Consider the following 10159-nt stretch of genomic DNA (forward strand, 5'->3'; position numbering starts at 1 on the left):
TGCTTATATCCGCCCGATTTACCCAGCCTAATCAGCAGTAATGCTGAAAGTCAGACACACTTTTTGCTACTTAACCCTGTTTGTCGCGGGGATCGTCGTAAAGCACAGTGCATCGAGCCGTGCGAAAACCTTAAAGTGGGGGAAATTAAACCGCGTACACACCCTAGCGGATAGGATGTTGTGCATGAGTAAGGAATTCGCCTCAGCAGGAACGCTGTCCGACGATAAGACGCTGCCGTGGGTCGTGCGCATCTTCGTCTACACGGATGCTGAGGGCAGTCAATCGGCTGCTGAGAAGGTTCGTGGGGTGCTCGCGGAACTGATTCCGGATCAGGAAGTCAACGTCTACGAGGATGTCATGCCCGATGTGGGGCGCACTTCCTCTCTCGCTGATTTGTGGGCGGAGGCCAACCCGGGCATGGATCCGGGGGATCGGAAGCGTTACCGCATCAGTGTGGTGGCTCCGGGGCTGTCTCACTGCGAAATGGCGGACCTGGCAGGCCCGCTCGCTGAGGCCGTCAGCCCAGGGTGGGCAGAGGGGGAGGCTGCGACCAAGGTCGCGAAGGGCGATGTCCCGTGCCGTGTCGCTGTCGGGCGTGCCGACGAGCACCCGGGCGAACCCCCGCTAGTGCAGAATTAACCAGAATTCGGAATTAATCCGAAGCGAGAGCTGTTATCTGGGTTACATCCTAAGAGTCGTTTGCAATGACGACGCTTCACAACCATGAGAGGGAAGTGATTCCGAAAATGGCACACACTATTTCGCATGATGAGGCCGGTCAGCGCTACGTTCTCACCGTAGAGGGAGAAGAGGCCGGCTTTGCCGCTTACACCCCGGTGGAAGGTGCCCTGGACTTTGACCACACGGTTGTAGATGGCAAATTCCGTGGACAAGGCCTGTCCAAGCCGCTTATCGCAGGCGCGCTGGATGATGTTCGGAAGAACAACCGAAAGATTCGCACCAGCTGCTCCGCTGTTGCCAACTTCGTGGAGAAAAACCCGGACTACCAGGATCTACTGGCTGACTAGTCGCTGAAGGGCGAAGAACGCACAAAGCAGCCGGTCGGCTTTTGTATGTAGAGCTAGTTTTAGGGCGGGGCTAGATGAAGTCTCCGTCACCCTGGACGTACACCGCCGGATCGCACAACGGCTTGTGCTCTTCGGGCTTGGCAGGGCGTACGCGGCCCGGAATTCCTATCACGATGGAATCGGGTGGGCAGCTGTGGGTGACCACGGAGTTGGCGCCGATTGATGAGCCTGCACCAATTGTGATGGGGCCAAGGACTTTCGCACCTGCTCCGACGGTGACGTTGTCCTCCAGGGTGGGGTGGCGTTTTACCTTCTCCAGTGAGCGGCCGCCAAGCGTCACGCCGTGGTAGAGCATGCAGCCGTCACCGATTTCTGCGGTTTCGCCAATGACGATGCCCATACCGTGGTCGATGAAGAACCTTCGGCCAATTTGAGCGCCCGGGTGAATCTCAATACCAGTCAGCCAACGGGAAAACTGTGCGAGTACTCGTGCAATGCCCTTGAAAATCCCGCCTCGTTTCCAGAGGCGGTGCGAGAATCGGTGAATCCAGATTGCGTGTAGGCCGGAGTAGACAATGGCATTTTCTACATCACTGCGCGCAGCTGGGTCATGCGCACGGGCATTGTCCAGATCCTCTTTGAGGATTCGGAAAAAGTCACTCATGGGCGTCAATTCTATCTGGTCGGAGGTGTGGGCAATGCAAAAACCCGCTTGCCGACGGAAAGTGCCAGCTAGCGGGCTCTGCAGAGAAGGTTACGGGCGCTTATAGTGCTCGGCTTTAGTCGCGCAGATCCTCGTACAGGATGGAGGAGACGTAGCGCTCGCCGAAGTCAGGAACAATCACGACGATGTTCTTGCCCTCGGACTCCGGGCGGGCTGCAATCTCGAGAGCAGCCTTGATGTTTGCACCGGCAGAAATGCCGCCGAGGATGCCCTCGGCTGCAGCGACCTTGCGGGAGACCTCAATAGCGTCCTCGTTGGTAACCGCAATGATCTCGTCGAGAAGCTCCTGATCGAGAACCTCTGGGACGAAGTTTGCGCCCAGACCCTGAATCTTGTGCGGGCCGGCGGTGCCCTCGGTCAGCAGCGGGGAGGCCTTCGGCTCAACGGCAACCAGCTTGATGTCCGAGTTGTGCTTCTTCAGCGTGCGACCAGCACCGGTAATGGTGCCGCCGGTGCCGACACCAGCCACGAAGTAATCAACCTTGCCGTCGGTAGCTTCCCAGATTTCTTCACCAGTGGTTGCCTCGTGGATAGCCGGGTTGGCCGGGTTGGCGAACTGGGAAGCCAGGATTGCATTGTCGGTGTTAGCCACGATTTCGTTGGCCTTATCGACAGCGCCGCGCATGCCATCCGCGCCCGGGGTGAGTACAAGCTCAGCGCCAAATGCGCGCAGAACGACGCGGCGCTCCTGGCTCATGGTGTCCGGCATAGTGAGAATGACCTTGTAACCGCGGGCTGCGCCGACCATTGCCAGCGCGATACCGGTGTTGCCCGAGGTACCCTCGACGATGGTTCCGCCCGGCTTGAGCTCGCCAGAGCGCTCGGCGGCATCGATAATTGCGTTGCCGATGCGGTCCTTGACCGAGTTGGCAGGGTTGTAAAACTCCAGCTTGGCAATCACGTTGCCCGGCAGGCCCTCGGTAACACGGTTGAGCTTAACCAGCGGGGTGTTGCCGATCAGTTCAGTGACATCGTTATAAATAGTCATTAATCTTATCCATTCCGGAAATCACAGAGGACTTCCTAATGAGTTTTCGCGTGTAGCCGTAGTGTACGCCTGATCCTGCAATTAGTACAGACCAGTTCGTCTATTTTATGGCTTGCGTAGGGAAGTGGAAGCTGTCAGTTCCGGTGCCGCCACCGTCATAGTCGCCGCGGCCGGCGCCGTCGCAGTCGCACCGCTATTTTCGCAATGCCCCTGCTATTGCCACGTTAACGCTGTCTCATTGCCTCGCTCGTCCTTACCTCCATTGTGAGGGTAAAGAGCATTAAAGTTTCTTAGAATCCACTATTCTGAGACGTGATTTACAGTGCACGGGAATGCCTTGTGAATAGGCAGCGGCCCTCGCCACTGTGATTGGGTGCGATTGTGGCCCTTATCTGCACAGCGGTTATATGTGATAACCGAAAAACGCAGACAATGGACTCAGCGATTGCGGTGCTTCGTCGAAGCCACTCAGAGGGACTCAAACCTTTGGGGAAGGAGGCGAGGCATTAATAGAAGTGTGAAGCTTTCCTCAGCCCATCAGCCAGGAGACCGACTGTAAATCATCCAATTCGCGTCCGCGGATTGGCGGTCGAGCGGTGCTGTCGAGGTGAATAGCGCCGTAGAAAGATGATTTACATCATGCATATTGCTGAGGGATTTCTCCCAGTCACTCATTGCATTGGGTGGGGTGTAGCTGCCGCTCCCTTTGTCATTCACGGCGCAATTCAAGTCAAGCGCACTATGAAAGAACATCCCGGTAGCGGCATGCTGCTCGGTGCTGCTGGTGCGTTTACCTTCGTGCTCTCCGCAATCAAGATTCCATCTGTGACGGGTTCCACTTCGCACCCGACAGGTACAGGTTTTGGTGCTGTAATCTTCAAACCTCCGGTGATGGCGCTGCTTGGCTCCATCGTGTTGCTCTTCCAAGCAATCTTGCTCGCTCACGGCGGCATTACGACGCTCGGTGCGAACATCTTCTCCATGGCAATCGTCGGCCCGTGGGTTGGCTACGCCTTCTACGTATTGACTCGAAAGCTCGGCGGAGGCCTACTACCAGGTGTGTTTATGGCAGCGTTCTTCGCTGACCTCTCCACCTATGTTGTGACCTCCGTGCAGCTCGCTCTTGCACACCCGGCAAACCCGGGCGGTGTCGGCGGCGCTCTGGCTACATTCCTCGGCCTGTTCGCTATCACGCAGATTCCGCTGGCAATCATCGAGGCTCTGGTCACCGTCATTCTCATGCGCACCCTGCTGGCCGTGGCACATTCTGAGCTCCTCGATCTCGGCTTCCTGTCCCGCTTCGGTGATGCGCCAGCACCGGCGCTGGAGGCGAAAGCTGCAGAAGCCACGGCTGACGCTGTTGCAGGATCTGTCACTTCGCAGAATGCGGCAGCTGCATCCGTATCTGGCCAGAAGCAGTAGCCGTCGTCAAGCGAAAAGAAGCGAAAGAGAGCACGATTATGAATGCAAAAAACAACGCGCAGATTGTCGACGCACAGGCAGCTAGCCAGCCGAAGAAGAACTCCGTGTGGGTCAGCGTTGGTCTCATTGTCCTGGTAGTCGTAATTGCCATGTTCCCGCTGTTCTTCAACTACGGGGACGACGACGCCGAGGAGCCGTTCGCCGGCACTGATGCCACCGCTACGGAGACAATTCAGGAAATCGACCCGAACTACGAGCCGTGGTTCGAGCCACTCGTCGGCGAGCTGCCGGGTGAGGTCGAGTCGGGTCTGTTCGCGCTCCAGGCCGTTATCGGTGCTGGCGTCCTGTTCTACGTTATTGGCTTCTACCGAGGGAAGGCTGCTGCGCGTTCGGACAAGCGCGAGAAAGAGCAGTGAATGCGCTAGAAGCTGCAGCGGCGCGCAGCGCTTGGGCACGCCGCAACGTGGGTGAAAAGATTCTGCTGCTCGGTGGGCTGCTGATTCTGGCGGTTGCGCTACCGCCAATTCCCTTTGCGCCTGTCATTGCGGTCATTGCTTGGTCTATTGCGTACATAGCCCGAGTGCCCCGCAAGCTGTATGTGGCAATGGTGCTGGCACCGGCGGCTTTTGTGCTCGTCGGCGCGTTTCCGCTTTTGGTAGCGCTTACTCCCGACGGTCTCGCGTGGTCGCCGGATGGCCCGCAGCGAATGGCGCAGGTTGTGATGCGTTCGTTTGCGGGTATCAGCTGCACGATGGTCTTTGCGCTGACCACTCCGATTTCGGAGCTCATTGCCTGGCTCGACAAGCACGGCTTGCCGCGATACTTGACGTACCTCGCCGAGGTGATTTACCGGATGACCGGCGTGCTGATTCACTCCGCACACTCGATGACGGAAGCGCAAGCACGACGCTTGGGACACTCCACGCGCCGGGCGATGATCCGAGATGTAGCGGCACAGTCCGCCAGCCTCTTTGTCATTGCCTTTACCCGCGCGCGCAAGATGCAAGAGGGAATCGAGCTGCGCGCCGATCCGAGCGCAATGAAAGTACTGGTGATTTCGCGGCCCAGGCAGCCGAAGTTCATCGTGATATCCAGTGCATTACTTTTGTCGTTGATTGCGGCCTGGGCGCTGCTGAAATGGGGTGTATAGGGATGTCGAGCAGCAGGAAAAATCGCGCTGATCACGTACATGGTGCCAACGGTGTCATTGTCGAAGCGGCTGCAGTTACATACGCTTACGACGAAACCCACGTTCTGAAAGGCGTGGATCTGGCAATTTCGGGTGGCGAGCGCCTAGCGCTGTTGGGGGCAAACGGTTCGGGCAAGTCCACGCTGTTGCGTATGCTCGCGGGAGCGTCTAAGCCCAATAGTGGTGAGGTCCGCCTTGACGGCACCGTCTACACGTACTCCCGGCACGGCCGCAATGCGGTCCGTCGCTCAGTGCAGATGGTCACGCAGGATCCGGATGAGCAAATCTTCGCGGCTAGCGTGTTTGCAGACGTCTCGTTCGGTCCCGTCAACCTGGGGCTTAAGAACGAGGAAGTCGAACGGCGCGTCCGGCAGGCTCTAGGTACCGCCGAGATCACCGATCTCGCCGAACGCGTTCCGCACCAGCTTTCCTATGGTCAGCGCAAGCGCGTCGCTCTCGCTGGTGCGCTGGCGATGCATCCGCGTGTGCTGCTTCTCGACGAGCCCTCCGCCGGCCTCGATCCGCAGGCGACCCGAAAGCTTGCACACACGCTCAATCAATTGCGCGATCAGAGCACTGCCGTCGTCGTCGCCACGCACGACATCGACTTCGCGTGGAATTTCGCCGATAGGGCAGCGGTGCTTGCCGACGGCAAACTGCGCGTCGGCGCCAAGGAAGAAATTTTGGCCGATCGACGGTTGGTCGAACATGCTCGACTGGCTTTGCCCTGGGCGCCCGTGGTCTCCAAGGCGATTGGGCGAGATGTGTGCCATCCAGAGGATGTTTAGGCGAGTGGCTTGGTTGGTGAATAGCTCATCGATATGTGCAGCTAAACCGCGCTAAAAATGAGAAAAACGCCCGCGGGCAGGGCGTAATGCCTATGAAAATAGGCCTAGAAATATAGGCGAAGCTGTCGCATTTCTTCGCTTCCATTTCACGTCACACCTGTCCGCGGGCGATCTCCGTGGCCGTGACACTTTGCAGTGCCCTCGGCGCATCAGGCAGGTATTCGGACTTTCTGGCGTGACCGACAATAAGGGGATGACGACTGCCGCAAGCTTCAATGCTTACGTGCAGATCCTTATTATCAATTTTCCTACTTTTCGCCGCTTCCCAAGGTTGAAATAACCTCAGTGCCGTTGGCGAATTTTGTTCCAGATTACCGCTGCGGGACAGTTCCGGAATTGCACCGGATTCCCTCTTGCGTTTGCTGTGCACCACCTTCGGACAACCACGTGGAGGACGTAGCATTGAAAGTGGAACTCAACAAAACCTGTTGCATGTATGACAATAGCGCACGATGCAAAATAAGCGAAGGTCTTTTTCGAAAATGTCCGCATTGGGGGTAAAACGCCGTTCATTACCCTCTGTTATTAACATTCACGCAGTTTGTTAGCGGAAAAATAGCTACCCCCTGCCTTGTATTTATTCGGCCGAGGCGGGGCTAATGACAGGATTTATCCTGGTATTTTCTTTACGTACTTGTAGAGAAACCTAGTTGTTTCCTAAGATTGTGTGACGGATGCCTTAATGCAGGTGTACCCGTTCGGAGGGTACTATCTACTTTGTACGGTTTACAGCCCCCGAAAGGGTCAGTGGCCGCTGAGCGGTAGTTGGCCATTTCGTAGGAGTGTAAGTCGGCGCGAAGTCACAGGCTGATGGTGCCTCTGTGGGTGCCAGTGAAGCAATTTGCCCGTTACGCAGGAGGACGCGAGATGGATCCCCACCGCATTCTGGACGACAATGAGGTTATTAAGTCGTCCTTGGTCGCCCTAAAGAATGCGACTGGTATTCCGGTCACAATGTATGCGGAAGTCACCGATAACTCTAAGATGCAGATCAACAACTGGGTTGGCCTGCGTACTCCGGCCCTGCAGAATCTGACTGTGGAATCGGGTGCGGGTGTCGGTGGTCGCGTGTTGGCCACGCGCCGCCCGGTGGGTGTCAGTGACTACCTGCGCGCCAAGGTTATTACCCATGAGTATGACGACAAGATTCGTGACGAAGGCCTGCACTCGCTGGTCGCCGTGCCGGTGATCGTTTCGCGTCTTGTCCGTGGCGTGCTCTACGGTGGCGTGCACTCCTCGGTGCGCCTGGGGGACAAGGTTCTTGAAGAGGTCACAATGACCGCCCGTTGCCTGGAGCAGGACCTCGCTGTCGTCGATGCCTGCCGCAACATGGATCGTTCTGGCAACGGTAAGGGCGGCCGCATCATGAATGGCGCTGAGTGGGAGCAGGTTCGTTCCACGCACTCCAAGCTGCGCATGCTCGCTAACCGTGTGGATGACGAGAAGCTGCGCCAGGAACTCGAGGTGCTCTGTGACCAGATGGTCACCCCGGTTCGCGTCAAGCAGACCACCAAGCTGTCGGCTCGTGAGCTCGATGTTCTCGCCTGTGTCGCCCTCGGTCACACCAACGTCGAGGCCGCAGAGGAGATGGGTATCGGTGCCGAGACGGTTAAGTCCTACCTCCGCTCCGTGATGCGCAAGCTGGGCGCCCACACTCGCTACGAGGCCGTCAACGCGGCCCGTCGCATCGGCGCACTGCCGTAAACCGCTTGACGACGGTTCCTTTGCGCCCAAACCCGCGGGTATTGGGGTAGTCAGTTCTGCTACTTGACCCGCTACTTACCCCCTGCTTGCCGCTCGGTTTCGCGCTCACCACCGGGGATCCACTTAACGTCGTTGCCGTCATTGGCCACTCTCGAAAGAATAAACAACAGGTCAGACAGGCGATTGAGATACTTCGCCGGTAGGACTGAGGTGGTTTCGGGAAACTCGCGGCAGGCAGCCCATGCCGCACGCTCGGCCCGGCGAGTAATCACCCGAGCTGTGTGCAGCAGTGCCGCGGCTGGTGTGCCTCCCGGGAGGATGAAGGAATCCAGTTTCGGCAGTTGTTCATTGAACTGGTCGCACCAGTGCTCGAGTCGCTCGATGTAATCCGGCTCGATACGCAACGGCGGGTACTTCGGGTTTTCTTCAATAGGTGTTGCCAGGTCGGCTCCGGCATCAAAGAGGTCATTCTGCACGTAGCGAATGACAGCCGAGATTTCGTCGTCAAGCGTGCCGAAACTGAGCGCCTGGCCGAGTGCGGCGTTGGCCTCCTCGCACGTGGCGTAGGCGATAAGGCGAGAATCATCCTTGGGAACGCGGCTGAAATCGGATAATCCAGTGGTGCCGTCGTCGCCGGTGCGAGTGTAAATGCGAGTTAGATGAACGCTCATAGCTTCAAGCCTAAGCGCGATATTGCGAAATGTGGTTGGCTGGGGGAGTGGGAAATGAGCGATTTCTGGTTAAAGGCGGAGCGACGCTAAATGGTCAGGTTCAGATTTCCGGGGCGAAGAACTCGGTTCTGAAACTGATGGGTGCGGCGCTTCTCGCCGAGGGCACGACAGTACTGACGAACTGCCCTGAAATTGACGACGTGCCATTGATGCAAAAGGTCCTCGAAGGGCTCGGCTGCTCCGTGACGCGCGAGGGCGACCGGATTGAAATCACGGTGCCCGAAGAACTCTCGCATCACGCCGATTTCGATGCCGTGCGCCAGTTCCGCGCTTCGGTCTGTGTGCTCGGGCCGCTGACGGCGCGTACCCGTAACGCGATTGTCGCACTGCCCGGTGGTGACGCTATTGGTTCCCGCCCGCTGGACATGCATCAGGCTGGCCTGGAGAAATTGGGAGCACGCACCTATATTCACCACGGTTGCGTGGTGGCTGAGGCGGGGCGACTCAAGGGGGCGAACATCAAGCTGGACTTCCCGTCCGTCGGCGCGACCGAGAATATTCTGACCGCGGCCGTACTAGCGGAAGGTACGACTGTGCTGGATAACGCCGCCCGTGAGCCCGAAATTGTCGACCTGTGCGAGATGCTCGTGGAGATGGGCGCCAAGATTTCGGGTGCGGGATCTAACACCATCACGGTTGAGGGCGTAGAGAAGCTGCACCCGACTGAGCACAAGGTTGTCGGCGACCGAATTATCGCAGGGACCTGGGCTTATGCTGCAGCGATGACCGGCGGCGATATTACGGTCGTTGGCATTAACCCTAAGTACCTGCACCTTCCTCTGGAAAAACTGAAGAACGCAGGCGCTCAGGTCGAGACCTACCCGCAGGGCTTCCGCGTGCGTATGGACAGGCGTCCGCAGGGTGTGAACTATCAAACGCTGCCATACCCAGGCTTTCCGACGGACATGCAGCCCATGGCCATTGCTCTGTCCGCGGTGTCCGAAGGGACGTCAGTGCTTACCGAGAACGTTTTTGAGTCGCGCTTCCGGTTTGTCGACGAGATGATTCGCCTCGGCACGGACGCGACTATCGATGGCCACCACGTGATGATTCGCGGAAAGGAAACGCTGAGTTCCGCACCTGTGTGGTCTTCGGACATTCGCGCCGGAGCGGGACTAGTGCTTGCTGGGCTGTGTACTGAAGAAGGTGACGTCACTGAGGTGCACGATGTCTATCACATCGACCGTGGCTACCCGGGCTTCGTAGAGACACTCAATTCTCTTGGCGCATCGGTTGAACGGGTTAGCTAGTGATTGTTGGCCTCTGGTCAATGGCTAACGGCTAAGCGCACGGTGCTAGTTAAACGCGCGGTGCGGAAAACCATCGCAAGTCTTCGGTTCTGGATGCTTCAGAACCGTAGGGAGTGATTCTCCAGTGGTGGCTTGTGGTGGTTTTCGCTATTTTACCTGGGGTTTTGTGTCTTTGGTGGGGTGTGTGTAATGTATCTGGAGGTCAGCGTGGCCAGGCAGTTTATGTGTTTGGTTGGCTGATGTGGGGGAAATGTTTTCGTGCGGTTAGCCGCTG

At 57.7% G+C, this 10159-nt stretch carries 11 protein-coding genes and 2 riboswitches; of the genes, 8 read left to right on the plus strand and 3 right to left on the minus strand.

Features of this window, described 5'->3' with window-relative positions:
* The first annotated feature begins 184 nt into the window (after nt 1-184).
* Together QP977_RS10830 and QP977_RS10835 are read left to right on the plus strand one after the other, a co-directional pair.
* Nucleotides 185-640 (plus strand): hypothetical protein, encoded by a 456-nt coding sequence (locus QP977_RS10830; protein WP_048733759.1) that lies wholly within the window; start codon nt 185-187, stop codon nt 638-640.
* 107 nt (nt 641-747) lie between these two features.
* Nucleotides 748-1029 carry a GNAT family N-acetyltransferase gene (locus QP977_RS10835; protein WP_049173078.1) on the plus strand — a complete coding sequence of 94 codons (282 nt, stop codon included), beginning with the start codon at nt 748-750 and terminating at the stop codon, nt 1027-1029.
* A 70-nt stretch (nt 1030-1099) separates the two neighbouring features.
* On the opposite strand, the gene epsC is transcribed toward QP977_RS10835, so the two are convergent.
* Together epsC and cysK are read right to left on the minus strand one after the other, a co-directional pair.
* Entirely contained in the window at nt 1100-1693 is a 594-nt protein-coding gene (epsC, locus tag QP977_RS10840; RefSeq protein ID WP_005511963.1) for a serine O-acetyltransferase EpsC, read from the minus strand.
* A gap of 115 nt (nt 1694-1808) precedes the next feature.
* The gene (gene cysK / locus QP977_RS10845; protein ID WP_049173059.1) at nt 1809-2741 is read right to left on the minus strand and encodes a cysteine synthase A; all 933 of its coding nucleotides are present in this window, start codon (nt 2739-2741) and stop codon (nt 1809-1811) included.
* A 303-nt stretch (nt 2742-3044) separates the two neighbouring features.
* A riboswitch (cobalamin riboswitch) is annotated at nt 3045-3313 on the plus strand.
* 67 nt (nt 3314-3380) lie between these two features.
* Here cysK and QP977_RS10850 point away from each other — a divergent pair.
* From QP977_RS10850 to ramA, 5 genes are all read left to right on the plus strand, one after another.
* On the plus strand, nt 3381-4163 hold the full coding sequence (locus tag QP977_RS10850) for an energy-coupling factor ABC transporter permease (RefSeq protein WP_049190264.1): 783 nt from the start codon (nt 3381-3383) through the stop codon (nt 4161-4163).
* Nucleotides 4164-4201: 38 nt separating this feature from the next.
* A complete protein-coding gene (locus QP977_RS10855) occupies nt 4202-4579 on the plus strand; it encodes an energy-coupling factor ABC transporter substrate-binding protein (protein WP_049173058.1) in 378 nt (125 codons plus the stop codon).
* The gene (gene cbiQ, locus QP977_RS10860) at nt 4576-5313 is read left to right on the plus strand and encodes a cobalt ECF transporter T component CbiQ (RefSeq protein WP_070549912.1); all 738 of its coding nucleotides are present in this window, start codon (nt 4576-4578) and stop codon (nt 5311-5313) included. The genes QP977_RS10855 and cbiQ overlap by 4 nt, the downstream gene beginning before the upstream one ends.
* Before the next feature lie 2 nt (nt 5314-5315).
* The gene (locus tag QP977_RS10865; protein WP_049190261.1) at nt 5316-6140 is read left to right on the plus strand and encodes an energy-coupling factor ABC transporter ATP-binding protein; all 825 of its coding nucleotides are present in this window, start codon (nt 5316-5318) and stop codon (nt 6138-6140) included.
* A 195-nt stretch (nt 6141-6335) separates the two neighbouring features.
* A riboswitch (cobalamin riboswitch) is annotated at nt 6336-6606 on the minus strand.
* Between the two features lie 461 nt (nt 6607-7067).
* On the plus strand, nt 7068-7904 hold the full coding sequence (gene ramA, locus QP977_RS10870) for an acetate metabolism transcriptional regulator RamA (protein ID WP_005511953.1): 837 nt from the start codon (nt 7068-7070) through the stop codon (nt 7902-7904).
* A 71-nt stretch (nt 7905-7975) separates the two neighbouring features.
* Here ramA and QP977_RS10875 read toward each other — a convergent pair whose 3' ends face one another.
* Complete coding sequence (locus tag QP977_RS10875; protein WP_048733794.1) at nt 7976-8575, minus strand: cob(I)yrinic acid a,c-diamide adenosyltransferase; 600 nt, start codon at nt 8573-8575, stop codon at nt 7976-7978.
* A 47-nt stretch (nt 8576-8622) separates the two neighbouring features.
* Between QP977_RS10875 and murA the strand changes: the two genes are divergently transcribed.
* The gene (gene murA / locus QP977_RS10880; protein ID WP_239272592.1) at nt 8623-9885 is read left to right on the plus strand and encodes a UDP-N-acetylglucosamine 1-carboxyvinyltransferase; all 1263 of its coding nucleotides are present in this window, start codon (nt 8623-8625) and stop codon (nt 9883-9885) included.
* Nucleotides 9886-10159: the final 274 nt, after the last annotated feature.

This window comes from Corynebacterium sp. MSK012, assembly GCF_030232435.1.
GTDB lineage: Bacteria > Actinomycetota > Actinomycetes > Mycobacteriales > Mycobacteriaceae > Corynebacterium > Corynebacterium jeikeium_D.

Bases quoted from the DNA above. Each gene is read 5' to 3' on its own strand.
- QP977_RS10830 (WP_048733759.1), top strand. From the start codon at position 185: ATGAGTAAGGAATTCGCCTCAGCAGGAACGCTGTCCGACGATAAGACG.
- QP977_RS10835 (WP_049173078.1), top strand. From the start codon at position 748: ATGGCACACACTATTTCGCATGATGAGGCCGGTCAGCGCTACGTTCTC.
- epsC (WP_005511963.1), bottom strand. From the start codon at position 1,693: ATGAGTGACTTTTTCCGAATCCTCAAAGAGGATCTGGACAATGCCCGT.
- cysK (WP_049173059.1), bottom strand. From the start codon at position 2,741: ATGACTATTTATAACGATGTCACTGAACTGATCGGCAACACCCCGCTG.
- QP977_RS10850 (WP_049190264.1), top strand. From the start codon at position 3,381: ATGCATATTGCTGAGGGATTTCTCCCAGTCACTCATTGCATTGGGTGG.
- QP977_RS10855 (WP_049173058.1), top strand. From the start codon at position 4,202: ATGAATGCAAAAAACAACGCGCAGATTGTCGACGCACAGGCAGCTAGC.
- QP977_RS10865 (WP_049190261.1), top strand. From the start codon at position 5,316: ATGTCGAGCAGCAGGAAAAATCGCGCTGATCACGTACATGGTGCCAAC.
- ramA (WP_005511953.1), top strand. From the start codon at position 7,068: ATGGATCCCCACCGCATTCTGGACGACAATGAGGTTATTAAGTCGTCC.
- QP977_RS10875 (WP_048733794.1), bottom strand. From the start codon at position 8,575: ATGAGCGTTCATCTAACTCGCATTTACACTCGCACCGGCGACGACGGC.